Source organism: Micrococcus sp. GPGPB33 (assembly GCF_037853785.1).
GTDB lineage: Bacteria > Actinomycetota > Actinomycetes > Actinomycetales > Micrococcaceae > Micrococcus > Micrococcus luteus.
On sequence record NZ_JAQMWO010000002.1, the window covers coordinates 2,321,226 to 2,345,816 of the forward strand.

At 75.2% G+C, this 24,591-nt stretch carries 17 protein-coding genes, 3 tRNA genes and 4 pseudogenes; 4 read left to right on the forward strand and 20 right to left on the reverse strand.

Annotated features, from left to right (window positions below):
* Position 1 precedes the first annotated feature (1 nt).
* The 3 genes from POD19_RS11005 to coaD form a co-directional block, all read right to left on the reverse strand.
* Entirely contained in the window at positions 2–574 is a 573-nt protein-coding gene (locus POD19_RS11005; RefSeq protein ID WP_002856392.1) for a YceD family protein, read from the reverse strand.
* 174 nt (positions 575–748) lie between these two features.
* A complete protein-coding gene (locus POD19_RS11010; protein WP_340309471.1) occupies positions 749–1,621 on the reverse strand; it encodes a UTP--glucose-1-phosphate uridylyltransferase in 873 nt (290 codons plus the stop codon).
* Between the two features lie 109 nt (positions 1,622–1,730).
* A complete protein-coding gene (gene coaD / locus POD19_RS11015) occupies positions 1,731–2,204 on the reverse strand; it encodes a pantetheine-phosphate adenylyltransferase (protein ID WP_036338106.1) in 474 nt (157 codons plus the stop codon).
* A 158-nt stretch (positions 2,205–2,362) separates the two neighbouring features.
* Between coaD and POD19_RS11020 the strand changes: the two genes are divergently transcribed.
* Positions 2,363–3,616 carry an aminotransferase class I/II-fold pyridoxal phosphate-dependent enzyme gene (locus POD19_RS11020; protein ID WP_336633751.1) on the forward strand — a complete coding sequence of 418 codons (1,254 nt, stop codon included), beginning with the start codon at positions 2,363–2,365 and terminating at the stop codon, positions 3,614–3,616.
* A 236-nt stretch (positions 3,617–3,852) separates the two neighbouring features.
* On the opposite strand, the gene rsmD is transcribed toward POD19_RS11020, so the two are convergent.
* From rsmD to POD19_RS11040, 4 genes and pseudogenes are all read right to left on the reverse strand, one after another.
* Positions 3,853–4,416 carry a 16S rRNA (guanine(966)-N(2))-methyltransferase RsmD gene (gene rsmD, locus POD19_RS11025; RefSeq protein WP_069941787.1) on the reverse strand — a complete coding sequence of 188 codons (564 nt, stop codon included), beginning with the start codon at positions 4,414–4,416 and terminating at the stop codon, positions 3,853–3,855.
* A 3-nt stretch (positions 4,417–4,419) separates the two neighbouring features.
* Positions 4,420–6,612 carry an ATP-dependent DNA helicase RecG gene (locus POD19_RS11030; RefSeq protein ID WP_144818345.1) on the reverse strand — a complete coding sequence of 731 codons (2,193 nt, stop codon included), beginning with the start codon at positions 6,610–6,612 and terminating at the stop codon, positions 4,420–4,422.
* Entirely contained in the window at positions 6,602–7,639 is a 1,038-nt protein-coding gene (locus POD19_RS11035) for a DAK2 domain-containing protein (RefSeq protein ID WP_144818343.1), read from the reverse strand. The genes POD19_RS11030 and POD19_RS11035 overlap by 11 nt, the downstream gene beginning before the upstream one ends.
* Positions 7,640–7,982: 343 nt before the next feature.
* Positions 7,983–8,483 (reverse strand): annotated as a pseudogene (locus POD19_RS11040) (LCP family protein); the annotation flags it as partial.
* Positions 8,484–8,847: 364 nt separating this feature from the next.
* On the opposite strand from POD19_RS11040, the gene POD19_RS11045 reads away from it, so the two are divergent.
* Positions 8,848–9,327, forward strand: coding sequence for a DUF3515 family protein (locus tag POD19_RS11045; protein WP_036382062.1), 480 nt, complete (start codon positions 8,848–8,850; stop codon positions 9,325–9,327).
* A gap of 28 nt (positions 9,328–9,355) precedes the next feature.
* On the opposite strand, the pseudogene POD19_RS11050 reads toward POD19_RS11045, so the two are convergent.
* The 6 genes and pseudogenes from POD19_RS11050 to leuC all read right to left on the reverse strand — a co-directional run bounded on the left by POD19_RS11050 (position 9,356) and on the right by leuC (position 15,843).
* Positions 9,356–10,494 (reverse strand): annotated as a pseudogene (locus POD19_RS11050) (D-alanine--D-alanine ligase family protein).
* Entirely contained in the window at positions 10,491–11,528 is a 1,038-nt protein-coding gene (locus POD19_RS11055) for an NAD(P)H-dependent glycerol-3-phosphate dehydrogenase (protein WP_036382068.1), read from the reverse strand. Before POD19_RS11055 ends, POD19_RS11050 begins: the two are co-directional and overlap by 4 nt.
* Positions 11,525–12,199 carry a lysophospholipid acyltransferase family protein gene (locus tag POD19_RS11060; protein ID WP_095347316.1) on the reverse strand — a complete coding sequence of 225 codons (675 nt, stop codon included), beginning with the start codon at positions 12,197–12,199 and terminating at the stop codon, positions 11,525–11,527. Before POD19_RS11060 ends, POD19_RS11055 begins: the two co-directional genes overlap by 4 nt.
* An 80-nt stretch (positions 12,200–12,279) precedes the next feature.
* Positions 12,280–13,608, reverse strand: a complete 1,329-nt coding sequence (murA, locus tag POD19_RS11065; RefSeq protein WP_002856412.1) for a UDP-N-acetylglucosamine 1-carboxyvinyltransferase — start codon at positions 13,606–13,608, stop codon at positions 12,280–12,282.
* A gap of 172 nt (positions 13,609–13,780) precedes the next feature.
* On the reverse strand, positions 13,781–14,386 hold the full coding sequence (gene leuD / locus POD19_RS11070; protein WP_010078962.1) for a 3-isopropylmalate dehydratase small subunit: 606 nt from the start codon (positions 14,384–14,386) through the stop codon (positions 13,781–13,783).
* A 3-nt stretch (positions 14,387–14,389) separates the two neighbouring features.
* A pseudogene (gene leuC, locus POD19_RS11075) lies at positions 14,390–15,843 on the reverse strand (3-isopropylmalate dehydratase large subunit).
* A 229-nt stretch (positions 15,844–16,072) separates the two neighbouring features.
* Between leuC and POD19_RS11080 the strand changes: the two are divergent.
* Together POD19_RS11080 and POD19_RS11085 are read left to right on the forward strand one after the other, a co-directional pair.
* Positions 16,073–16,849 (forward strand): IclR family transcriptional regulator, encoded by a 777-nt coding sequence (locus tag POD19_RS11080; protein ID WP_002856418.1) that lies wholly within the window; start codon positions 16,073–16,075, stop codon positions 16,847–16,849.
* Positions 16,850–16,971: 122 nt separating this feature from the next.
* Complete coding sequence (locus tag POD19_RS11085; protein WP_070709130.1) at positions 16,972–18,438, forward strand: UDP-glucose dehydrogenase family protein; 1,467 nt, start codon at positions 16,972–16,974, stop codon at positions 18,436–18,438.
* A gap of 27 nt (positions 18,439–18,465) precedes the next feature.
* Here POD19_RS11085 and POD19_RS11090 read toward each other — a convergent pair whose 3' ends face one another.
* The 7 genes and pseudogenes from POD19_RS11090 to POD19_RS11120 all read right to left on the reverse strand — a co-directional run bounded on the left by POD19_RS11090 (position 18,466) and on the right by POD19_RS11120 (position 24,590).
* On the reverse strand, positions 18,466–19,614 hold the full coding sequence (locus POD19_RS11090; RefSeq protein ID WP_247316746.1) for a thiamine-phosphate kinase: 1,149 nt from the start codon (positions 19,612–19,614) through the stop codon (positions 18,466–18,468).
* Positions 19,611–21,372: pseudogene (locus POD19_RS11095) on the reverse strand (GTPase). The gene POD19_RS11090 and the pseudogene POD19_RS11095 overlap by 4 nt, the downstream one beginning before the upstream one ends.
* Complete coding sequence (locus POD19_RS11100; protein ID WP_134416627.1) at positions 21,369–23,177, reverse strand: dynamin family protein; 1,809 nt, start codon at positions 23,175–23,177, stop codon at positions 21,369–21,371. The pseudogene POD19_RS11095 and the gene POD19_RS11100 overlap by 4 nt, the downstream one beginning before the upstream one ends.
* A gap of 106 nt (positions 23,178–23,283) precedes the next feature.
* Positions 23,284–23,356 (reverse strand) — tRNA-Glu (locus POD19_RS11105).
* 129 nt (positions 23,357–23,485) lie between these two features.
* Positions 23,486–23,558: transfer RNA gene (locus tag POD19_RS11110), tRNA-Glu, on the reverse strand.
* A gap of 55 nt (positions 23,559–23,613) precedes the next feature.
* Positions 23,614–23,685 (reverse strand) — tRNA-Gln (locus tag POD19_RS11115).
* Between the two features lie 119 nt (positions 23,686–23,804).
* On the reverse strand, positions 23,805–24,590 hold the full coding sequence (locus tag POD19_RS11120) for an HAD family hydrolase (RefSeq protein ID WP_041103180.1): 786 nt from the start codon (positions 24,588–24,590) through the stop codon (positions 23,805–23,807).
* Position 24,591: the final 1 nt, after the last annotated feature.

Below are 24,591 nucleotides of genomic sequence, written 5' to 3' on the forward strand. Positions count from 1 at the left end.
ACTATCTCTCTTCTGTCTCGGTGATGGAGGTCTCTGAGGTGCCCGCGAGGTGGGCCAGGGCGGCCCAGCGCGGGTCCACGCGCTCGTGGGCGTGCCCCTCGGGCGCGTCCTCGAGGCGGATGCCGCAGTCGGCGCACAGGCCCTCGCAGTCCGGCCGGCACAGCGGCTGGAACGGGAGGGCGATGACCACGGCGTCCCGGAACACGGGTTCCAGGTCCACGGTCTCGCGCACCACGAGCGGCTGCTCGCCGGCGTCGTCCTCGGACGTGCCGGTGAGGTACAGCTCCTGCAGGTCCACGGTGATCCCCTCGTGCAGCGGGCGCAGGCAACGGCCGCACTCGCCCTTCAGGGTCGCGTCCGCCGTGCCGGTGACGAGGACGCCCTCGTGCACCGACTCCAGACGCAGGTCCAGTTCGACGGGGTCCCCCTCGGGGATCCCCAGCAGCGGCGTGGAGACGCCCGCAGGGGCGGGCCACTCGGCCGTCAGCTCGCGCTGGACTCCGGCCCCGCGCGTCAGATCGCGCACGGGGATCACCCACGGCGAGTCGGCGCCGTGGTGCTGGATGCTGTCCATGGTCGCTCCTCTCGGCGGGTGGGACGGCGGGGGTACACGGCCCGTCCGCACGCCCTCTGCGGGGGTGCGATGCGGCCTGGACACGGGTCCAGCCACGACGGACCGACAGCCCATCCTACCGGGTGGGTCCGCCTCGGCCAAAGCCGGCGGCGTCCCGCGCGTCGCCGGCCCGGCTCAGAGCCCGGCGGTGAACTCCCGGAGCCAGGCCCGCAGGTCGGCCCCGAGGTCCTCGTGCCGCGTCCCGAACTCGATGACCGCCTGCAGGTAGCCAAGCTTGTCCCCCGTGTCGTAGCGGCGGCCGTCAAAGACGACGGCGTGCACACCGCGGCCCTCGCCGTCCTCCGTGGCCAGCCTCTGCAGCGCATCGGTGAGCTGGATCTCCCCGCCGCGGCCGGGCGGGGTCTCGTCCAGCACGTCGAACACCTGCGGGGCCAGCACATAGCGGCCGATGATCGCGAGGGTGGAGGGGGCGTCCTCGCGGGCCGGCTTCTCCACGAGGTCGGTGACACGGACGACGTCGTCGCCCTCCCCCGGCACGGCCTGCACCGCGGCCACGCCGTAGGCCGAGACGGCCTCCTCCGGGACCTCCATGAGGGCGATCACGGAGCCGCCGAGGCGCTGCTGCACGTCGATCATGCGCTCGAGCAGCGCCTCGCCGTCGCCGATGATGTCATCGCCCAGCAGGACCGCGAACGGCTCCTCGCCGACGTGGCGGCGAGCGCAGTTCACCGCGTGGCCGAGCCCGAGGGCCTCGCCCTGGCGGACGTAGTGGATGTCCCCCACCAGGTCCGACTCGTGGATCTGCGCGAGCCGCTTGGTGTCGCCCTTGTGCTCCAACGCGGCCTCCAGCGCGGGATGGCGGTCGAAGTGGTCCTCGAGGGCCCGCTTGTTCCGGCCCGTGATCATCAGCACGTCCGCCAGGCCCGCACGCCGGGCCTCCGACACCACGTATTCGATGGCCGGGCGGTCCACCACCGGCAGCATCTCCTTCGGCATGGCCTTGGTGGCCGGCAGGAAGCGGGTGCCCAGGCCGGCGGCCGGGATCACGGCCTTGCGGGTGCGGGGGCGGGAGGGGGCGGGACGGTCATCGGCGGTTCTCCTGCGGTGGATGCGGTGGGACGAGCGAAGGGATGGCCCGCGGGTGGGCCGGGCGGGGTCAGGCCCCGCCGTCGAGGCCGCGCAGGACCGCGGCCGGGACGAACTCGGCGACGTCGCCACCGAGTCCATGGACCTCCTTGATGAGCGAGGAGGACACGTGGGTGTACCGGGCGTCGGCCGGGAGGTAGACCGTCTCGACCCCGGTGAGGTGGCGGTTCATCGCGGCCATCGGTGCCTCGAACTCGAGGTCGGCGCCGCCGCGCAGCCCCTTGACGATCGCGTCCGCGCCGATCTGTCGGCAGAACTCGGCCAGCAGGCCCGGGCCCATGGGCCGGACCGCGACACCGGCGAGGGAGGACACCGTCGCCTCGATCATGGCGATGCGCTCGTCCACGCTGAAGCGGTACGTCTTGGCCGGGTTGGAGGACACGGCGACCACCACCTCCTCGAAGAGGTTCGCGGCTCGCGCGATCACCTCGACGTGCCCCTTGTGGAGGGGATCGAACGAACCAGGGCAGACGGCACGACGCATGGGTTCCAGCCTAGCGGGGGCCGCGCCGAGCGGCGACGGACGCCCGTCTGGCCCGGCGCCGGCGCGTCGCGGTCCTGCCGGGCGCGGCGTGCGCCGCCGTGTGCAGTCCGCGGCGTGCGCCGCCGTGTGCGGTCCGCGGCGATGGGTACAGTGCGGCCATGGACGGAACCCAGCCCACCCCCGGATCAGCACCGCACGACGTCGACGTGGACGCGCCGTGGCGTCGCACGGCGGCGGCCGCGGGCCTGCTCGGCGACGCCGGCCCCGTGCCCACCGTGTTCGAGACGATGACGGGCCTCGCCGTCGAGCACGGGGCCGTGAACCTCGGCCAGGGCTTCCCCGACGCCGACGGCCCCGACGCGCTGCTGCGGCTGGCGGCCGACGCCGTGCTGGCGGGCCCCAACCAGTACGCCCCCGGCACGGGCGACCCCGTGCTGCGGCAGGCCGTCGCAGAGCACCGCCGGCGCCACTGGGGCGTGACGGAGGACCCCGCCACGCAGGTCATGATCACCACGGGTGCCACCGAGGGCATCGCCGCGACGGTCCTGGCGTTCGTGCGCCCGGGCGACGAGGTCGTCACGGTCGAGCCGTTCTACGACTCGCACGCCGCCACGATCGCCCTGGCCGGCGGCCGGCACGTGAGCGTGCCGGTGGAGGCGCCGGACTTCCTGCCGGACCCGGCACGGGTGGCCGCGGCGATGACCGACCGCACGCGCCTGCTCATCGTGAACACGCCACACAACCCCACGGGCGCGGTCTATCCGCGGGAGCTGCTCGAGGAGCTCATGGCCCTGTGCCGGTCCCGGGGCGTGCTGATCCTCTCGGACGAGGTCTACGACCACCTCGTCTACGAGGGCGAGCACGTCAGCCTGCGCTCAGTCGCGGGCGCCGAGGACATCGCCCTGACGGTCTCCAGCGCGGGCAAGGCGTTCGCGGTCACCGGCTGGAAGGTCGGCTGGCTGACCGGCCCGGCCGAGCTCGTCGGGGCCGCGCGCTCCGTCAAGCAGTTCCTCACCTACTCCTCCGGCCCCGCCTTCCAGCGCGCGCTGGGCGCCTACCTGCCCACCGACGACGCCGAGCGGCACCTCGCCGGCCAGCGCGAGCGGTACCGCGACGCCCGGGATCGGCTCGTGGCGGGCCTGCGGGAGGCGGGCCTGGACCCGGTCGTCCCGGCGGCGGGCTACTTCGTCGTCGTGGACCTGGCCCCGTGGGGTGTGACGGACGCGGCCGAGGCCGCGGTGCGGTGGACGCGTGAGGCCGGCGTCACGGGCATCCCCGTGGGCGCGCTCTGCCGCCCGGACGGAGGCCACCTGCGGTCGTGGCTGCGGCTGGCGTTCTGCAAGTCCCCCGATGCGATCGACGAGGCGATGCGCCGCCTGGCCGAGGCGGCCCCGCGGCTGCGCGCGGCCTGACCCCCGACGCTTTCGTTGACGAAACGGCGGCCCCCGGAGCACTTTCGTTCGGGAAACGGCGGTCTCCGGAGCATTTTCGTTCGGGAAACGGCGGCGCCGTGCTCGCGGTTCCGTGCTGAGCCCAGTCCGTTCCGCCCTCCCGTCTCCCCGGTGAGAACGGGCCGAGACGCCGCCGTTTCCCGAACGAAAGCAGGCCGACACGCCGCCGTTTCCCGAACGAAAGCGGGTGGGCGGGGTCAGCGCTCGTCCTGCCAGAGGTACAGGGCGGTCTCGCCGTAGACGCGCACCTCGACCTCCTCGAGGCCGCGCGGCCGGCGCGGCGCCGCGTCCCGGGCCGCCCGCTCGAGCACGAGCAGCCCGCCCGGGGCGAGCCGCCCGGCCGCCGCCTCCACCACCGCCTCGAGCGGCGGGCCAGCGACCGGGTACGGCGGGTCGGCCAGGATCAGGTCCACGGGCGCGGTGTCCGCCGCGAGCGCCTGCTCCACGCTCCCGGCGCGCACGCGCACGACGTCGGCCCCGCGCGCCCGGTTGACCAGCGCGGCGTTCGCGCGGCACGCGGTCACGGCCCTCCGGTCCCGCTCGACCAGCAGCACCGATGCCGCTCCGCGGCTGGCGGCCTCGCACCCCAGGGCGCCGGAGCCGGCGTAGAGGTCGAGCACGGCCGTCCCGTCCAGCCAGTCGCGGGCCTCGAGCCAGGAGAACAGGGCCTCCTTGGTGCGGTCCGTGGTGGGGCGCGTGCCGGTGCCGGGGACGGCGGTCAGGGGCCGCCCGGCGGCCGCGCCGGCGATGATGCGGGACATGGCTCAGCCCTTCTCGAGGTAGTCGGCGGCGGTGAGGTGCTCGGCCTCCCAGCGGGCCACCTCGGCGGCGAGCGCCGGGTGGGCGGAGAGCCCCGGGCCGGCCGCCATGACCTGCGCGACGGCGTCGGCGGCCACGGCGATCAGCGGGGCGTCGGCGATGACGTCCACGTGGTGCAGCCCCGAGGCGAGCCCGGACTGGGCGGCGCCGAGCACGTCGCCGACGCCGCGCTGGGCGAGGTCCTCCTGCGCGATGCGCATGCCGTCCTGCTCCTGGGCCAGGACCTCGAGCCGGCGCAGCGACGGGTGTCCGTCCGGCAGGCGCGTGGCCAGCAGGCAGACCGCCGCCCCGGGCCCGCGGCCCACGCGGCCGCGCAGCTGGTGCAGGGTGGACAGGCCGAAGTCGTCGGCGTCGAGGATCGCCATGACCGTCGCGTTGGGCACGTCCACACCCACCTCCACGACGGTGGTCGCCACGAGCACGTCCGTCTCCCCGCGCGCGAAGGCCTGCATCGCCGCGTCCTGCTCGGCCTGGTCCATGCGCCCGTGCACGGCGTCGATCCGCAGCCCCGCCAGCGCCGGGAGACCCCGCAGCCGGGGTGTCATCTCCTCCACGTTGGCGTGGCCCGGGTCGGCGTCGTCGGGGTCGATGCGCGGGCACACCACGAACGCCTGGTGGCCGGCCGCCACGTGCTCGGCGATCAGCTCCCACACCCGGCCGATCACGCGCGGGCCGTGGGCCATCCGCGCCACGTGCGTGGTGACCGGCTGACGCCCGGACGGCAGCCCCTCGAGCACCGACAGGTCCAGGTCGCCGAACACCGTCATCGCCACGGAGCGCGGGATGGGCGTGGCGGACATGACGAGCAGGTGCGTGCCGGGGTTGGCCCGCCGCAGGGCCTCGCGCTGGTCTACGCCGAAGCGGTGCTGCTCGTCGACGACGGCCAGGGCCAGCTCGGCGAAGCCCACCTTCTCGGAGAGCAGCGCGTGCGTCCCGACGGCGATGCCTGCCTCACCGGAGGCCAGGGCCAGCAGCGCCTCGCGGCGTGCGGCGGTCTTGAGCGAGCCGGTGACCAGCACGACCCTCGTGGCCGGGCCGTCGCCGGCCCCGAGGGTGCCGGCCTCGGCGAGGGGGCCCATCAGGCGCAGCAGGGCGCGGTGGTGCTGCGCGGCGAGCACCTCGGTGGGCGCCACCAGGGCGGCCTGGCCGCCGGCGTCCACGACCTGCAGCATCGCCCGCAGGGCCACGAGCGTCTTGCCCGCGCCCACGTCCCCCTGCAGCAGCCGGCTCATCGGGGCGTCCCGGGCCAGCTCGGCGGACAGCTGCTCCCCCACCGCCACCTGGCCGGGCGTCAGCGCGAACGGCAGGCGGGCGTCGAGGGCCTCGAGCAGGCCGCCGGGCCGCGGCGGGCGGGGCACGGCGGGCACCGCCCGCTCCCGGTCCCGGCGCCAGGCGAGCGCGGCCTGGACGAGCAGCGCCTCACGCAGGGCGAGCGCGGTCCGCGCCGGGCCGGTGGCGGCGACGTCGTGCGGGGCGTGCAGGTCCCGGTACGCCTGGGCGGTGCCCGGCAGCGGCGCGTCCAGGTCGAGCGCCGCGGCGGCCTCCGCGCGGATCCGCTCGGTGAGCAGTTCCGGGATGCGGCCCAGGTCGACGGTCTCGAGCACCCGGGCGACGGCGGAGCGGACCGTCCACGACGGCAGCTTCCCCGTGGCCCGGTAGAGCGGGACCGGCCGCACGTCCACCTCCCCCGGGGCGACGTCGTCGTCCAGGAGGGCGAAGTCCGGGTTGTTCAGCGTGATCCGGCCGCGGTACTCGGTCGTGCGGCCCTGGAACATGGCGGTCATCCCGGGGGCGAGGCGGCGGCGGGCGTCGTGGCCGTTGAAGAAGGCCATGGACAGGCTCGCCCCCGGCACGCCGGCCACGGACGGGTCCGCGACGGTGACGTCCACGATGAACCCGGGCCGGCTGTGCATGCGCCGCGTGGTCACCGACTCCACGACGGCGACGACGGTCACCTCGGCGTCGTGCGGCAGCGCGGCGATGGGGGTGAGCTCGCCGCGCTCGATCCAGCGGCGCGGCACGTGGTCCAGCAGGTCCCCGACCGTGGTCAGCCCGAGCTCCCTCTCGAGGCGGGCGGGCAGCTTCCCACCCAGCACCTCGGACAGGGGCAGGTCGGTGACGGGGGCCTCAGCGGCCATGGCACCCGTCCGGTGCGGCGTCTCCGTGCGACGGCCCGGCCAGGTCGGTGACGGCCAGGCCCTCGACATCGCCGGCGGCCCGCAGGGGGCCGATCGCGTCCTCGGCGCGGGGCACGTGCACGTGGACCCGCCACGGCACCCGGCCCTGCCCGTCACGGGCGGTCCCGAGGGGGGCCAGGATCACGGCGTCCCCCACCTCCGTCAGCCGTCGGCGTAGCTCGGCCGCGGCGAGCGGGGTGAGCGTCAGGGTGCCCATCACCTCGACGGCCCCCTCGATCGGCGCCTCCGCCTCGGCGGCGGGCTCGCCCTCCGCGGCGTGGGCGCCCTCGACGTAGCCGTGGAGCGCGGTGGCCAGCTCCTCGTCCACGGGCGTGCCCGTGACGACGGCGCGCAGCGCCTCGAACACCCAGAGCAGCCCGACGGCGCCGGCGTCCACGACGTGCGCCCGGGTCAGCGGGGCGAGCAACGACTCGGTCTCCTCCACGGCCTGCACGCAGTCGGCCAGCATGACGGTCACGGCCGGGCCGAGCCGCACGGCCGGGTCCGCGTCCCCGGCCACCGCGGGCGTGTCGGGAGCCTGGGTGGACGAGCGCGCGAGGCTGCGGGCGGCAGTGGAGAGCACCGTGAGGATCGTCCCCTCGCGCGGATCCGACAGGGCCTGCCGGGCGGCCCGGTCGGCGGCTCCGAACGCCGCCGCCAGGGCGAACGCGTCGACGCGCTCCCGGCCGCGCAGGGGCTCGGCCATCCCCGCCAGGCTGACCGCGAGCAGCATGCCCGAGTTGCCCCGGGCCGAGTCCAGCGCGGCCGTGCCCGCGTGCGCGAGCACGGCGCCGACGTCGTCCTGTGCGGGGCAGGCGTCGGCCGCGGTGCGGGCCGCCGTCAGCGTGGCGAGCATGTTCGTGCCCGTGTCCGCGTCCGGGACCGGGAAGAGGTTCAGGGCGTCGAGCCGCGGCGCGGCCCGGCCCACGAGCTCCTCCGCGAGCGCGAGCCAGTGCCGTACCAGCGACGGCCGGGACGGCGTGCTCACTGCGCGACGGCCTCCCCAGGGTGCCGGTGCGGATGCCCTCGCCCAGGCGGGCGATCGCCGCCCAGTCCGGCCACACGACGTCCTCGCCGGTGTCCGTGTAGCCCACGCCCACGGACGGCACCGTGCTGGTCACGATCGGGGCATCGCGCGCGTCGCGCAGGGACCACGCCAGGTTCGCGAGGGTGCCGGAGTCGAGCTCGTCGTCGAGGGTCAGGAAGGGGGCGAACTCCTCGACGGCGGCCTGCACGCGGCTCGGGTCCGAGAGGGTGTCCCGCGAGAGGAACGCGGCCACGATGGCCTTGACCAGGCGCTGCTGGTTCTCCACGCGGTCGAAGTCGCTGCGCGGCAGGTTGTACCGTTCCCGCGCGTAGGCCAGGGCCTTGTCCCCGTCCATCTGCACGGTGCCCGCGGGGAAGTCGATGCCGCCGGTCGAGACGAAGGCGGCAGGGTTGTCCACGCTGACGCCGCCCAGGGCGTCCACGAGGCCCTTGAAGCCGGCGAGGTCCACGGCGATCACGTGGTCCACGCGTGCCTGGAACATGTTCTCCGCGGTGGCCACCGTCAGCGGGATGCCGCCGTACTGGTAGGCGGCGTTGACCTTGTGGTCCCCGTGCCCCGGGATCGGCACCCACATGTCACGCATGATGGACATGACCTGGATCTCGCTGCGGTCCCCGGGCACGTGGACCCACATGAGGGTGTCCGATCGGCCGGCGGAGTCACGGCCCTCCGCGCCCGCGTCCTCGCCGACGAGCAGCACGTCGAGGGCCTGCTCGTCCGCCTTCTCGTCCGCGCCCGGGGCGACGGGGCCCCGGGCGCCCTCGGCGGCCTGGTCCGCGTCCATGCCGGGCGGCGGCGCGGTGGGCTGCTGGGCGGACGCCCCCGCGGCGCCCGGGCGGCCCGACTCGGCGGGGAACGCGCCGCCGTCGAAGCGCTGGGTGTCCTGGTCGATGATCCGGGCGATCCCGCCGACGAACACCGCCGCCGCGATGCCCACGGCCAGCAGCGCCACGAGCACGACGGCCAGGGCGATCAGCCACGGGCGGCGACGACGACGACGCCGCCCGACGGCGACGTCCTCCTGCGGGGGCGGGGGCGGGGGTCCGCGGTGCTGCTCACGTGGGCTCCTAAGGCGGGGACGGGAACGGTCTCGCCCATGCTAGGGCACGGGCCCCCGCGGGTCCCGGCGCCGCACGTATCCTGGGCGGATGGAATCCCGCCGTCTGCGTCGTCTCGTGCCCCTCCTGACCGCGATCGCCCTCGGCGCCACGGCCTGCACCGGACGGGTGGCCACGGTGGAGGCCGCGCCCCACGCCGCTGACCCGGCGTGTGCCCCGGCCATGGTGGCCATGCCCGACGCCCTGGGCGACCTCGACCTGCGCCCCACCGACAGCCAGGCGACGGCCGTGTGGGGTGACCCGGCCGCCGTCGTCCTGCGCTGCGGCGCCGAGGTCCCCGGCCCCACCACGGACCGCTGCATCTCCGTGGACGGGATCGACTGGGTCGTCCGGGACGAGGACGAGAACTGGCGGATCACCACCTACGGCCGTGACCCGGCCGTGGAGGTGCTGTTCGGCAAGGACCAGGCCAGCTCGGACACCGTGATGGTGGGCCTGTCCTCGGCGGTCGCGCAGATCGAGCCCAGCGGCGGCTGCGTCGGCGTGCAGGACGCCACACCCGTCGGCTGAGACCGACGCGGGCCGGCCGCGAGCCGCGTCAGTGCAGGCCGACGCCCCGCTCGAGGGCGAGGTCCAGCAGCTCCGAGATCAGATCGTCGTAGGACAGGCCCGTCCGCTCCCACATGGCCGGGTACATGCTGATGGGCGTGAAGCCCGGCATGGTGTTGATCTCGTTGACCACCCACCGCCCGTCCGGGGTGAAGAAGAAGTCGCAGCGGCCCAGGCCGGATCCGTCCACGGCCTCGAAGGCGCGGATCGCCAGGGCGCGCAGCCGCTCGATCTCCTCCTCCGGCAGCTCGGCCGGGCAGGACAGCTGGGTGGTGCCGGTGTCCTGGTACTTCGACTCGAAGTCGTAGAACTGCGTCTCGCCCTCGTCGTGGGCCACGACGATCTCCCCGGCAGCGAGGCGCGCGGGGCGGCGGCGCCGTGCCCGTCGAGGACGGCGCACTCGATCTCGCGGCCGACGATGCCCGCCTCCACCACGACCTTGGGGTCGAAGCGCCGGGCCTCCTCGACGGCGGCGCGCAGACCCGCGGGCTCGGTGACGCGGGTGATGCCGAAGGAGGAGCCGGCGCGGGCGGGCTTGACGAACAGCGGGTAGGCGAGCGCCCCGGCGCGGGCGAGGGCCGCCTCTGGATCGCGCGCCCAGTCGCGGGCGGTGATGGTCTCCCACGGGCCGACCTCGAGGCCGGCGGCCTGGAAGGCGACCTTCATGAAGTGCTTGTCCATGCCGACCGCGGAGGCGAGCACGCCGCAGCCCACGTAGGGCAGACCCAGCGACTCGAACATGCCCTGGAGGGTGCCGTCCTCGCCCCAGGGGCCGTGCAGCAGCGGGAACACGACGTCCACGGGGCCCAGCGAGGAGCCGTCGGCCGCGGTCAGCTCGACGGTGCCGTCCGGCAGGGCGCGCAGGCTCACCGGGGCCTCGGGCTCCGGCACCTCCGGCAGGGCGTCGCCGTCCAGGCGGAACGAGGCCACGTCCAGCTCGTCGTGCGACCACAGGCCGGAGCGGGCCACACCCACCGGCACGACGTCCCAGCGCTGACGGTCGGCCGCGTGCAGCACGCCCGCCGCGGTCACGCAGCTGATGGGGTGCTCGCTCGAGCGGCCGCCGAAGAGCAGGAGCACGCGGGGACGCGCGTCGGCGGCGGCCTCCGGGGCGGGGGTGGCGGTCATGCGGTGCGTCCTTCCGACTTCAGGTCACGGGCGAGCAGCAGCTCGGCGAGGCGGTCCACGGCCACGTCCCCGGCGACCACCCGGTCCATCAGCTCGCTGATGGGCATCTCCACACCGTGGGCGCGGGCGGCGTGCACGATGGCGGAGACGGACTTGATGCCCTCGGCCGTCTGGCTCATGGCGGCCACCGCCTCCTCCGCGCTGAGGCCGGTGCCGATGTGGCGGCCGGCCGTGCGGTTGCGGGAGAGGGGCGAGGCGCACGTGGCCACGAGGTCGCCCAGGCCGGCGAGCCCGGCCATGGTGGCCGGGTCGCCGCCGAGCGCGACGGCCAGCCGGGTGGTCTCGGCCAGGCCCCGGGTGATGACGGAGGCCTTGGAGTTGTCCCCCAGCCCCTGCCCGTCGCAGATGCCCACGGCGAGCGCGATGACGTTCTTCACCACGCCGCCGATCTCCACGCCCACGACGTCCGTGTTCGTATAGGGCCGGAAGGTCCGGCCGGCCGTGAGGGCGGCGATGCGCTCCGCCGTCGCGCGCGAGGCCGAGGCGACCACCGTGGCGGTGGGCTCGCCGCGCGCGATCTCGAGAGCGAGGTTGGGTCCGGAGACCACCGCGAACCGGTCCGGGCTGAGGCCCAGCTCCTCCGCGCAGACCTGCGACATCCGCGCGTCGGTGCCGCGCTCGAGGCCCTTGACGAGGGAGACCACGACGGCGTCCGGGGCCAGGTCGGCGCGCACGGTGCGCAGCGTCTCGCGCACGTGCTGCGCGGGCACGGCCACCACCACGACGCCGGCGCCCCGGACCGCCTCGGCGGCGTCGGTGACGGCGCGCACGCAGGTGGGCAGGGTGATGCCGGGCAGGTACTCGGGGTTCTCGTGTCGCTCGGTGATGGCCTCGGCGACCTCGGCCCGCCGGGACCACATCACGATCTCGGACGCGCGGGCGGACTCGGGGCTGGTGCTCAGGCCCAGGACGCGGGCGAAGGCCGACCCCCAGCTGCCGGCCCCGAGGACGGCGACGGTGCGCGGATCGCTCATGCCCCGATCACCCGCGCTCCGGTCGTGGGATCCCAGCGGCCCTCCGGGGCCGGTTCTCCGCGCAGCTCGGCGACCAGGTCGGTGATCGCGGCCATCATGCGGCCGGTGCCCTCGCGCAGGGTCGCCGCCGTCACGGGGCGGTCCCGCAGGTCCGCGAGGTCGACGGGCGCGCCGACCCGGATCCGGGCGGTCTTGCGCGGGAGGACGCGGAGGGAGCGGCCGCCGTACGGCAGCAGCTCCTGGATGCCCCACTGACCGACGGGGATGAGCGGGGCGCCGGTCTGCAGGGCGAGGCGCACGGCCCCGTTGCGCCCGGCCATGGGCCAGCCGTCGGGATCGCGGGTGACGGTGCCCTCCGGGTAGACGATGATCGCCCGGCCCGTGGCGACGGCCTCGCGGGCGGCGGCGAGCGAGCGGCCGCCGTCGCGGGTGCGCTCGACCGGGATCATGCGGGTGGCCTCGAGGACCTGCTTGAGCACGGGCACCTTCCAGAGCTCGGCCTTGGCGAGGAAGGTCGGCAGCAGGCCCTGGTTGTAGACCATGTGGGCCACGGAGAGCGGGTCCACCTCCGAGATGTGGTTGACGGCGAGGATCGCGCCGGTCTCGGGCAGGTGCTCGGTCCCCTCCCACACCTGGCGGACGAGAGCCCGCATCGCCGGTCGCACGATCACCCCCGGGATCACGTAGGGGGCCCGCGCGGCACGCGTCGGACGACCCCCCGCGGCGGCAGGGCTCTGCGCGTCCACGCCGCTCACCGGTCGCGTTCGGTCAGCTCGACGTCGGCGCCGAGGCCCTCGAGCTTCGCCATGAAGTGCTCGTAGCCGCGGTTGATGATCTCCAGGCCCGTCGCCGTGGAGGTGCCCTCGGCGGTGAGGGCGGCGATCAGGTGGGAGAAGCCGCCGCGTAGGTCCGGGATGTCGAACTCGACGCCGTGCAGCGGCGTCGGGCCGGAGATCACGGCCGAGTGCAGGAAGTTGCGCTGACCGAAGCGGCACGGCACGGAGCCGAGGCACTCGCGGTGCAGCTGGATGGAGGCGCCCATCCGCACGAGGGCGTCGGTGAAGCCGAAGCGGTTCTCGTACACGGTCTCGTGCACGATGGAGACCCCCTTGGCCTGGGTCAGCGCCACCACGAGGGGCTGCTGCCAGTCGGTCATGAAGCCGGGGTGCACATCCGTCTCGAGCACGAGCGGGTTGAGATCGCCGCCGGCGTGCCAGAACCGGATGCCGTCGTCGACGACGTCGAACTCGCCGCCGATCTTGCGGTAGGTGTTCAGGAACGCCGTCAGGTCGCGCTGCTCGGCGCCGCGGACGTAGATGTCCCCGCGGGTGGCCAGGGCGGCGGAGGCCCACGAGGCGGACTCGTTGCGGTCGGGCAGCGCGATGTGGTTGTAGCCGCGCATCTCGCTCACGCCCTCGATGCGGATGGTGCGGTCCGTCTGCACGGTGATGATGGCGCCCATCTTCTGCAGGACGGCGATGAGGTCGTGGATCTCCGGCTCGACGGCGGCGCCCTTGAGCTCGGTGATGCCCTCGGCCTTCACAGCGGTCAGCAGCACCTGCTCGGTGGCTCCGACGGAGGGGTACGGCAGCTCGAGCTTGGCGCCGTGCAGGCCCTTGGGGGCGGAGATGGAGATGCCGCCCGGGCGCTTGTCCACGACGGCGCCGAAGTTGCGCAGCACGGCCAGGTGGTAGTCGATCGGGCGGTCGCCGATCTTGCAGCCGCCGAGGTCGGGGATGAAGGCCTCGCCGATCGCGTGCATGAGCGGGCCGCAGAAGAGGATCGGGATGCGCGAGTCGCCGGCGTGGGCGTCGATCTCGGCGGTCAGGGCCGACTTCACCCCGGCCGGGTCCATCGTGATCCGCCCGGTCTCCTTGTCCCACTCCACGGACACGCCGTGGATCTCGAGGAGGGAGCTGACGACGTCCACGTCCTTGATCTCGGGGATGTTCCGGAGCACGGACGGCGAGTTGCCGAGCAGGGCGGCCACCATGGCCTTGGGCACCAGGTTCTTGGCGCCGCGCACGGTCACCTCACCGGTCAGCGGCTTGCCGCCATGGATGGTCAAGAGCTTCGCCATGCGCGTCCTTCCTCAGTGCGGCCGCAGGGCCACGGTCTCGGCCACTCCGCCGGAGCGGGGAGGTCTCTGAACGGGACCGCCCGCCGTGTGCGGCGGGCGGTCCCGGAATCGCCTCCCAGCATAGGGCGTCGCCGGGCACGCGCGGCAATGGTGCGCTCCCGGCGGCGGCCGGTCAGCCGGCCGTGCGGGCCGGCAGGGTGGTGGGCTTGTACGCGGGGCGGTCCGCCTCATAGGCATCGATCTCGGCCTGGTGCCCCAGGGTGACGGCGATGTCGTCCAGGCCCTCGAGCAGCCGGCGACGGGTGTCGTCGTCGATCTGGAAGGGGGCGGTCACATCCCCGCACTCGACGGTGCGTGTGACGAGGTCCACGGTGACCGTGGTCCCGGGACGGTTCTCCAGCTCCTTCCAGATGCGCTCGACGTCCTCCTGCTCCACCTGAGCCGCGACGAGCCCCTGCTTGGCGGAGTTGCCGCGGAAGATGTCCGCGAAGCGCGGGGAGATCACGGCGCGGAAGCCGTAGTCCTTGAGCGCCCACACGGCATGTTCGCGCGAGGAGCCGGTGCCGAAGTCGGAGCCCGCCACGAGCACGGTGCCCCCGCTGAACGGCTCGGTGTTCAGGATGAAGTCGGGGTCCTGGCGCCAGCCGGCGAACAGGGCGTCCTCGAAGCCCGTGCGGGAGATCCGCTTGAGGTACACGGCCGGGATGATCTGGTCCGTGTCCACGTTCGAGGCGCGCAGCGGCACGCCGACGCCGGTGTGGGTGGTGAACTTCTCCATGGCTCAGGCCTCCTGGAGGGTGAGGGCGGGCAGGTCGGACGGGCTGGCGAGGCGGCCCAGCACGGCGGTGGCCGCGGCGACCACCGGGGACACCAGGTGGGTGCGTCCGCCCTTGCCCTGCCGGCCCTCGAAGTTGCGGTTGGAGGTGGACGCGCAGCGCTCCCCGGGGCGAGCTGGTCCGGGTTCATGCCCAGGCACATGGAGCAGCCGGCGAACCGCCACTCGGCCCCGAAGTCCTCGAACACCCTGTCCAGGCCCTCGTCCATGGCCTGCAGACGCACGCGCGCCGAGCCCGGCACGACCATGACGCGCAGCCCCTCGGCCTTGCGCCGGCCCCGGACGACCTCGGCGAACGCCCGCAGGTCCTCGATGCGGGAGTTGGTGCACGAGCCCATGAACACGGTGTCGACCTCGACCTGCTTCATCGGGGTGCCGGGGGCCAGGTCCATGTAGGACAGCGCCTTGCGGGCCGCCTCCTGGGCCACCGGGTCGGCGAAGTCCTCGGGCGCGGGGACGGTGTCGTTCAGGCTCACGCCCTGCCCCGGGTTGGTGCCCCACGTGACGAACGGCTCCAGCGTGTCCGCGTCGATGACCACCTCGGCGTCGAACTCCGCGCCCTCGTCCGTGGCGAGGGTGCGCCAGTGCTCGACGGCGGCGTCCCAGTCGGCGCCCTCGGGGGCATGGGGCCGTCCCTTCAGGTAGGCGAAGGTGGTCTCGTCCGGGGCGACCATGCCGGCGCGGGCGCCGGCCTCGATGGACATGTTGCAGATGGTCATCCGGCCCTCCATGGAGAGGTTCTGGATGGCCTCACCGCGGTACTCGAGCACGAAGCCCTGGCCCCCGCCCGTGCCGATCTTCGCGATGACCGCGAGGATGATGTCCTTGGCCGTCACACCCGGGCGCAGCGTGCCGTCCACGGTGACCGCCATGGTCTTGAAGGGCTTCAGCGGCAGGGTCTGGGTGGCCAGGACGTGCTCGACCTCGGAGGTGCCGATGCCGAACGCCAGGGCGCCGAACGCGCCGTGGGTGGAGGTGTGGGAGTCGCCGCAGACCACGGTGAGGCCGGGCTGGGTCAGGCCCAGCTGGGGGCCGACGACGTGGACGATGCCCTGCTCGGCGTCGCCCAACGGGTGCAGGCGCACACCGAACTCGGCGCAGTTGGCCCGCAGGGTCTCGATCTGCGTGCGCGAGGTGGGATCCGCGATCGGCTGGTCGATGTCCAGCGTCGGGGTGTTGTGGTCCTCCGTGGCGATGGTCAGGTCGGGCCGACGCACCGGACGCCCGGCCAGACGCAGCCCCTCGAAGGCCTGCGGGCTCGTCACCTCATGCACGAGGTGCAGGTCGATGTAGAGCAGGTCGGGGGTGCGGGAGGCGCCCTCGCCCTCGCCGCGCACCACCACGTGCTCGTCCCAGACCTTCTCGGCCAGCGTCCTGGGCCGCGTCGTCGCCGTCGTCATGTGCCGCACCTTCCTGCTCACGCACCTGTCGGTCGTCGCCCGGCGCGGGGCGCCGGTGCTCACGGACCACTGTGGGGCGCGGCGGGGCCGTTCTCGACCACGCGGCGCGATATTCCATATCGTGAGATTTCGTCTCACATGCCGGACCTGGCGCCGGCCGGCCCGGTCACATGCGACGCACACCGACACCCCCGGTCCGTCCGAGCAGTGAGACGACTACGATCACCCCATGACCACCGAGCCCGTGCGCCCGCCCACCGAGGACGACCTCATCGGCCCCTCGCTCCACCGGCATCCCAGCGGCGTCGGCGTGGTGGACAAGTCGGTGGCGATCCTCGACGCGCTCGAGTCCGGCCCGGCCACGCTCGCCCAGCTCGTCACCGCCACCGGGATCGCGCGGCCCACGCTGCACCGGCTCGCGGCCGCCCTCACGCACCACCGCATGGTGGGCAAGGACCTGCAGGGCCGCTACGTGCTGGGCACCCGCCTGGCCGAGCTCGCCTCCGCCGCCGGCGAGGACCGGCTCACCACGGCCTCCGGCCCGGTGCTGCTGTGGCTGCGCGACGCCACGGGAGAGAGCGCCCAGGTGTTCCGTCGGCAGGCGGACTCCCGCGTGTGCGTGGCCAGCGCGGAGCGGCCCTGGGGCCTGCGCGACACCATCCCCGTGGGCGCCCGCATGTCCATGAAGGCCGGCTCCGCCGCGCAGGTGCTCCTGGCCTGGGAAGACCACGAGCGGCTCGTCGAGGGGCTGGCCGGCGCCGTGTTCACACCCACCGTCCTCGCGGCGGTGCGGCGCCGCGGCTGGGCCCAGTCCCTGGCCGAGCGCGAGCCCGGGGTCGCCTCGGTGTCCGCACCGGTGCGCGGCCCCAGCGGACGCGTCATCGCGGCGGTCTCGATCTCCGGCCCCCTCGAGCGGCTCTCCCGCCAGCCGGGCCGGCTGCACGCGGACGCCGTCGTCTCCGCCGCGACGCGGCTCACCGAGCTCATCCGCGCCGGCGAGGCCTGAGGCCCGCCCGCGCCACCGACGGGACGCGCCGCCGAGACACCCCGTTCTTCCCGCGTTCACCCGCGGGGCCTAGCGTCAGCCAGGTCCCCGACCGCCGCCCCCGCACCACCGAGGAGTCCGCCGTGACCGAGACGACCGCGCCCGCCGCCCCCGCCGAGCAGGAGGCCGCGCCGCGGCTGTCCGTGGTCGGCACGGGCTATCTGGGCGCCACGCACGCCGCCTGCATGGCCGAGCTGGGCTTCGAGGTCCTCGGCGTCGACGTGGACCCGGCCAAGATCGAGCGCCTGGCCCGCGGCGAGGTGCCCTTCCACGAACCCGGCCTGCCCGAGCTGCTGCGCACCCACGTCGCCTCCGGGCGGCTGCGCTTCACCACCGACGTCGCGGAGGCGGCCCGCTGGGCGGACGTCCACTTCATCGGCGTCGGCACCCCGCAGAAGGTGGGCGAGACCGCGGCGGACCTGAGCTATGTGGACGCCGCCGTCGCCTCCCTCGCCGCGGCGATCGACCGCGACGCGCTGATCGTCGGCAAGTCGACCGTGCCCGTGGGCACGGCGCGCCGCCTGGCCGAGCTCGTGCGCACCGTGCGCGCGGAGGCCGGACTGCCGGGCGAGGTCGAGCTCGCCTGGAACCCCGAGTTCCTCCGGGAGGGCTTCGCCGTGAGGGACACGCTCACCCCGGACCGCCTCGTCATCGGCACGCACGGGCCCCGCGCCGAGGGCATCCTGCGCCGCGTCTACGCGCGGCAGCTCGCGGCCGACACCCCGTGGATCAGCACGGACCTCGAGACGGCCGAGCTGGTGAAGGTGGCCGCCAACGCCTTCCTGGCCACGAAGATCTCGTTCATCAACGCGTTCTCGGAGATCACCGAGAACGTGGGCGGGGACATCGGCACCCTCGCGGACGCGATCGGCCACGACGCGCGGATCGGACGCCGGTTCCTCAACGCGGGCGTGGGCTTCGGGGGCGGCTGCCTGCCCAAGGACATCCGCGCGCTCCAGGCCCGCGTCTCCGAGCTGGGCCTGGACCGGACCATGCGGTTCCTGGCGGAGGTGGACGACATCAACCTGCGCCGCCGTGACCGCGTGGTGGACCTGGCGGTGCAGGTGCTCTCCGCGGCTCGCGACGGCCGGATCCGCCGGGCCGAGGCCTCCGGGCCCGCCCCCACCCCCGCGAGCGTGCAGGTGCTCAACGGCACGCGGATCGCCGTGCTGGGCGTCACGTTCAAGCCGGACTCCGACGACGTCCGGGACTCCCCCGCCCTCGACGTCGCCAACCGTCTCTACACGGCCGGCGCCGACGTCCGGGTGTACGACCCCGAGGGCAACGCCAACGCGGCCGCCCGCTTCCCGCGGCTCGACTACGTGGACTCGCTCGAGGCGGCCGTGGACGGCGCCGAGCTGACCCTGCTGCTGACCGAGTGGCGCCAGTTCCGTGAGATGGATCCGGACGCCGTGGGCGCACGCGTGGCCTCCCGCCTGCTGATCGACGGGCGCAACGTCCTGGACGTCGCCGCGTGGCGCGAGCACGGGTGGGACGTCATCGGCCTCGGCCACCGCTTCGACCCGGAGCGACTCCTCCGCGCGGCCTGACCCGCCCGCGGGCCCCGGCCCGGACGCTCAACCGCCGAACGGGTCCCAGCCGGACTCGGGCAGCGGCCGGTGACCACCCGGCGGCCGGGCCCCGTCCGGCACGAGCCGGCCGATCCGCGTGAACCCCCGGGGCAGCTCGGTCTCGGGCCACGCCAGCCCCAGGAGGCCGTAGTCCTCGCCCCCGCCGGTCACGAGCGCCTCCGGACTGGTCCCGGCCAGGGCGGCCACGCGGCGCAGGGGTGCGGCGGTCGCCGCCAGCCAGGCCTCGTCCAGCCACGGTGCCGGCGCGGGTCCGGCCCCGCCGGTGGCGGCCGCCATGCGGTGCGCGTCCTTGCCCAGGCCGTCGGAGACGTCCATGAGGGTGAGCAGGCCGGCCGTCACCGCGGCGGGCCCGAGGGCCAGCGGCGGGCGCGGTCGCAGCTGGGCCCGGACGGCGCGGGCGAGCTCCCGCGGTGACGGCAGGTCGGCGGCGGCGAGGGCGTCCGCCCGTCGCTCCAGCTCCGCGCGGTCGGTGAGCAGCAGGGCGAGCCCGGCGGCGGCCCACCCCGGCCCCGAAGGCGCGGCGGCCCGGGGACTCCCCGGCACCGCCTGGGCATGGACGAGGTCGGCGCCCTCGGCGAGCACGCGGTCCCGGTCCGCCGCGGCCGGCGCGCGGCGCAGCACGCCGCCGGGGTGCGGGTCCCCGAGCACCGTCACTGCGGCGTGGACCCGTCCGCCGGTGCCCAGGTCGCCCCCGGCCACCCGGCAGTCCGGCGCGCCGAGGTGACGCACCGCGCCCACGATGCCCGCGGCGAACGACCGCACCCAGGCGACCGGCGTCGTCGGCGGCAGGGTGAGGGCGGTGACGAGCGCGGAGGCGGTCCCGCCCATCGCGTTGACGTCCGAGAGGTTCTGGGCGACGGCCTTCCAGCCGGCGTCGTGGCCGCGGGTGCGGGGACCGGCGGGCCAGCGGTGCAGGAAGTCCGTGCCCTCCCCCATCGCGTCCGTGGAGATGAGCGTCCCGCCGCGGGGCGCGGGCACGAGGGCGGCGTCGTCGCCCGGGGCGACGGTGCCGGCGGGCCAGTGGCCGTCCCGGACGGCGGGGGCGAGCCCGGCCAGGACGACCTCGAGCAGCTCGGCCTCCGTGAGGTCGCCGACGGTCGCCCCCGCCGCAGCCGCGGGGTCGCGCATCGTCATCGGCGGCCCCGCCGGACCGGGACGCCGGAGGCCCGGGCGAGGGCGTCGCGGAAGGCGCGGAAGCGGTCCACCTCGGCGCGCACCGGGTCGACGACGAGCCGCCGGCCGACGTCGGTGGTCGCCTCCTCGAGGCGGCGGCGCGCGCGGCGTCCCCGCGCCGCGGCGGTCCACCGGGTCAGGGGGATCGCCAGCAGGGCCAGCAGCACGCCGAGCGCGAGGCCGCCGACGAGCAGCAGCGTCGGGAGAGGGGAAGCCCTCGACCGTGGGCGCGGGCGGCAGGGGGAACTGCAGGTACCCCGCCAGGGCGAGGACGCCCAGCCAGCCGGCGCCGACGACGGCGGTGAGGAGGGCGAGCCACTGCAGCACGTCCAGCACGGGGTGCCACCAGCTGCCCCGACCGGCCCCGAGGTCGGTGGCGGCGATCGCCTGGTCCACGGCGCCGGGGAGCTCCTCGGCGTGCTCCCGGCCCGCGCGGCGGATGGCGGCGGCCCACGGCTCGGAGGCTCCCGCGCCGGCCGCGGCGGCCAGCGTGCGGACCGCGCCGTCGACGACGGCCCGCTGGGTGCCCGAGCGCTCGGGCAGGGAGGTGCGGTGCAGCGCGGGGTCGCGGGCGACCTCGTCCCGGTCGCGGCGGGGGGCGGCGCTCTCGGGCATCAGGTGCAGGCGCCGCAGGGGGTCCGCGCGGAAGGAGTGCATCCAGCGCAGCACGGGCCAGCTGGTGCGCTTGGCCGAACGCAGCCGGTACGAGCCCTCGACCGCCCGGACGACGGCCGGCACGCCGCCGGCCACGGCCAGCTCGCGCCCGAGCCGCTGCTCGTCCCCGGGCCCGACGCCGGCCGGCTCGCCCTCGCCCGAGGCGGCGGCGAGGTCCGCGGCACGGGCCGCGACGTCCGCGCCCAGGCGCTCGGCGGCCGCGCCGCGCTGGGCGACGATCGCCGCGACCTGCCGGCCGACCTCCTCGAGGCCCTCCCCCGTGCGCGCGGACACGGGCAGCACCCGGACGTCGCCGAGGCCGTGGCCGGAGAGCATCCGGCGCAGCGAGGCCAGCACGACGTCCCGGTCCCGCACCGAGAGCCGGTCCACCTGGTTGAGCAGCACGAGGGTCACGGCCGCGTGCGAGCCCATGGTCGCCAGGAACTCGCGGTGCAGCACGGCGTCCGCGTACTTCTCCGGGTCCACGACCCACACCAGCACGTCCACGTGGCCGGCCAGCCGGGAGGTGATCTCGCGGTTGCCCCGCTCGACCGAGTCGATGTCCGGCAGGTCCAGCAGGATCAGGCCGGTGGCGTCGGCGCCGTCACGGCGGCCGAAGCCGAGGAAGCCGGGGCGGCCGTCGTCGAGCACGGGGGCCTCGTCCAGCAGGTGGCGGCGGCGCACGCCGAGCCAGTCGAGCAGGGCGGCCGCGCCGCCGCCCTCGCCGGTGCCGTCGCCGTGCTCCGCGTCCGGGTCCAGCCCCTGTCCCCGGCCCACGCCCCAGACCGCGGCGAGCGGCTCGGACGTGGTGGGCCGGGTGGCGGCCACGCGGGCCAGGTCGCGGCCGGTGAGCGCGTTGAACAGGGAGGACTTGCCGGAGCCCGTCGCCCCGAAGAACCCGACCACGGTGTGCTCCGCGGAGAGTGCCTGGCGCTCCCCGGCCGCGCGCACGACGGCGTCGGCCCCGGCCACGACGTCCTCGGGCAGGCGGCCCGCGGCCAGCTCGGCGGCCTCACCGAGGGCGTCCAGGCGGGGGGCCAGGGCGGGGGTGTCGCGGCGGCTCATCGGGGCTCCTCCCCCGCCTCGGCGGCGGACGGGACGTGCTCGGGCCCGGTCGGGCCGTCGACGCCGGCGGCCACCCCGCGGCGCAGCACCGGCACGAGGGCGCGCAGCTCCTCGGTGGCCTGCGGCTCGCGCTCGAGGTGGAGCAGCGGCAGGAAGCGGTCCGCGAGCACGGTCTCGAGGAAGGCCCGCACGCGGTGCTCGAGCAGCTCATCGGCCCGCCGGGCCATGCGGCGCACGGCGTCCTCGCCGAAGATCGACTCGAGCAGCTTCTGCCCGACGACGGCGGCGCCGCCGGCGATGCCGACCTCGATGCCCGCGAGTCCGCCGGTGGAGGCGAACGAGATGATCATGAGGGCCACGGCCGCGCCGTTCACGCCGGTGGCCGCCAGGCGGGCGCGCGTGCGCTTGCCCGCGCCCTCCTCCTGGACCAGTGCCAAGACGTCCGACTGCCAGTCCCGCACGACGTCGGCCGCCCGCGCCGACGTGTCCGGCGCCAGGGCGCCCAGGTCGCGCCCGGCCACGAGGGCCCGGCCCGCCGGCTCGGACGCCCAACGCCGCTCGATCTGCTCGGCGGCCGCGGCAGCCGCCTCGACCATCACGGCGTGCAGGCCGGTCTCGAGCGCGGTCTCGACCTCTTCGGGCGGGGCCGGGCGCCCGCGCACCAGGGCGCCGAGGCGGTCCCGCAGCCGGCCGATCGTGGTCTCGACGCCGCGGAAGAACTCCCCCGTGCCCACGAAGTCCTGCCAGCGGGAGAGCACCTCGCCGCGCAGCAGCGTGCCGTCCGAGGTGGCCTCACGGACCCGGCCGACGGCCTGGTCCGTGGAGTCCCCCACGATCCGGGCGAGCAGGTCCGCGGCATGCCGCTGCTCCTCCTCGGCGCGGGCCAGGTCGGCGACGCGGGCGGCCAGCTGGCCCAGCACGCCGTCCACGGTCCGGCGGGCGACAGCGCCGCGCGCCTGGGCGTCGGCGGCGAGGGTCTCGAGCCAGGCGCGCAGGCCCGCGACGTGCTCCTGCGGGAGCAGACCGCGCTCGTCGAAGCGGGTCTCGGGGATCACGTGGATCCGGGCGTCGGCGAGGCCGCGCTCGGTGAGCATGCGCCGCAGGTCCGGGGTGATGTCCTCCGCCGCGCCCTCGGGCACGCGGCCGAGCACGACGGCCACGGTGATGTCGCGGGCGGCGGCCTCGTCCAGCAGCTGCCAGGGCACGGCGTCGGCGTAGCGGTGCGCCGTCGTCGTGAAGATCCACAGGTCGGCGGCCTCGAGGAGCTGCCGGGCCAGCGCGCGGTTCTGGTCCGCCACGGAGTCGATGTCCGGGGCGTCCACGAGGGCGATGCCCGAGGGCAGTGCGGGCTCGGCCACGAGCGCGACCGTGTCCATCGCGGACTGGTCGGGTTCGACGGGGCCGGCGGCCGCGTCGCGGTGCACGCTGACGCGGGCGAGGTCGGGCAGCACCCGCGGGCCCGTGAACCAGTGGGCGTCGGCGGGGTTGTGCAGCAGCAGCGGCTGGCGCGTGGTGGGCCGCAGGGCGGAGGAGCGGGAGACCTCGTGGCCGACGAGCGCGTTCACCAGCGTGGACTTGCCCGCACCGGTGGAGCCGCCCACGACGGCCAGCAGCGGCGCGTCGAGCGAGTCGAGGCGGGGCAGCACGTAGTCGTCGATCTGGTGCAGGGTGCGCTCGCGCTCGGCGCGGTCCTGCCCCGCGGTGACGGTCTCGAAGGGCAGCTCGAGCGCGGCGAGGTGCTCGCGCACGCGACGGACGGCCGTGTCGACGCCGAGGTCTGGGGCGTTCTGATCCGTGTGTGGCACGTGGGCCATCGTCTCACGGGCGCGCACCGGCCGCCCATCCCGCCGGCCCGGCGGACGGAAACGACGGAAGCCCGGTCCGCAGGGACCGGGCCTCCTGTCACTCGGGTGACCCCAGCGGGATTTGAACCCGCGTTACCGCCGTGAGAGGGCGGCGTACTAGGCCGCTATACGATGGGGCCGAGCGCGCTGTCCGCGTGTGCGGAAGCGATGCCGTGGAGACCTTCTTCTGCGCCTGCGTCTCCTGTTCAGGCGGCGGATGCGTTCATCCGCCCGTGCCGTTCCGGTCCGAGGACCGGGCGGCGACTGCGTGACCCCAGCGGGATTTGAACCCGCGTTACCGCCGTGAGAGGGCGGCGTACTAGGCCGCTATACGATGGGGCCGTGCGCCACGTCCGAGCGTCTCCGCCCGTGCGCGTTCATTGAGTCCGAAGACTCGCTGGGGTACCAGGACTCGAACCTAGAATGACGGTACCAGAAACCGTTGTGTTGCCAATTACACCATACCCCACTGTCGGTCAAGCATGCCTGACCGATGTGCATCATATTCATGAGCTCGGTGTTCCCGGATCTCTCCGGCAACGAGTAAGAACTCTACACCCTCCGGGCGACGTGTGCAAAATCGGCGGGTCAGGCCGCCAGCCAGGTCCGCAGCCCGCCGATCGCCCGCATCCGCCAGCATGCGTGCTCCTCGTCCCAGAGCGGCTCCTCCGCCCCGCCGTGGGCGGGGGCGTCGGGGCTCATCCACACCGGAACGAGCCCCGCCGACCGGGCCCCCTCGACGTCGTGACGCAGGCTGTCCCCCACCATGAGGGTGCGTCCCGGGTCCGTGCCCAGGCGGGAGCAGCCGGCCAGGAAGGGGGCCGGGTCCGGCTTCGGGGCCCCGGCCGTGTCCGAGCCGATCAGCACCTCGACCCACTCCAGACCGAGGGCGTCGGCCTTGCCGCGCTGGTAGGCCTCCACGTTGTTCGTGACGATCCCCACGCCACGGCCTGTTCCCCGCACCTCGGCGAGGACGTCGACGGTCGCGGGGAACAGCGCCCAGTGCCCGCGCACGACCTCTTCGTAGTCGGTGGTCCACAGGCCGTCGAGCGGGGTCGCCGCGTCCTCGGGCACGCCGAGCGCGCGCAGGGCGTCGGCCACGCGGGCCAGCCGCTGCTCCTCGAACGTCAGCTCCCCGGCCACGTAGCGCCCGTAGTGGCCGCCGGCGTCGGACGCGAAGGCGTCGGTGGCCTCAGCCAGCACCGCCGGGTCGACGTCGGCGGCCCCGGCCCACTGCCGGCGCACCGTCGCGTCGAACGCGGCGTGCTGGGCGGAGCGCAGATCCAGCAGCGTGTCGTCCAGGTCGAAGAGGACGGCGTCCCAGGCCGGCGGCGCGGGCGCGCCCGCGGACCCGCCGGCCGGCGTCGTGCTCACG

What these genes read in the sequence shown, in the direction of transcription:
- POD19_RS11005 (WP_002856392.1), bottom strand. Translation starts at nt 574, where the DNA reads ATGGACAGCATCCAGCACCACGGCGCCGACTCGCCGTGGGTGATCCCC.
- coaD (WP_036338106.1), bottom strand. Translation starts at nt 2,204, where the DNA reads ATGCGTCGTGCCGTCTGCCCTGGTTCGTTCGATCCCCTCCACAAGGGG.
- POD19_RS11020 (WP_336633751.1), top strand. Translation starts at nt 2,363, where the DNA reads ATGGACGGAACCCAGCCCACCCCCGGATCAGCACCGCACGACGTCGAC.
- rsmD (WP_069941787.1), bottom strand. Translation starts at nt 4,416, where the DNA reads ATGTCCCGCATCATCGCCGGCGCGGCCGCCGGGCGGCCCCTGACCGCC.
- POD19_RS11030 (WP_144818345.1), bottom strand. Translation starts at nt 6,612, where the DNA reads ATGGCCGCTGAGGCCCCCGTCACCGACCTGCCCCTGTCCGAGGTGCTG.
- POD19_RS11045 (WP_036382062.1), top strand. Translation starts at nt 8,848, where the DNA reads ATGGAATCCCGCCGTCTGCGTCGTCTCGTGCCCCTCCTGACCGCGATC.
- POD19_RS11055 (WP_036382068.1), bottom strand. Translation starts at nt 11,528, where the DNA reads ATGAGCGATCCGCGCACCGTCGCCGTCCTCGGGGCCGGCAGCTGGGGG.
- murA (WP_002856412.1), bottom strand. Translation starts at nt 13,608, where the DNA reads ATGGCGAAGCTCTTGACCATCCATGGCGGCAAGCCGCTGACCGGTGAG.
- leuD (WP_010078962.1), bottom strand. Translation starts at nt 14,386, where the DNA reads ATGGAGAAGTTCACCACCCACACCGGCGTCGGCGTGCCGCTGCGCGCC.
- POD19_RS11080 (WP_002856418.1), top strand. Translation starts at nt 16,073, where the DNA reads ATGACCACCGAGCCCGTGCGCCCGCCCACCGAGGACGACCTCATCGGC.
- POD19_RS11090 (WP_247316746.1), bottom strand. Translation starts at nt 19,614, where the DNA reads ATGACGATGCGCGACCCCGCGGCTGCGGCGGGGGCGACCGTCGGCGAC.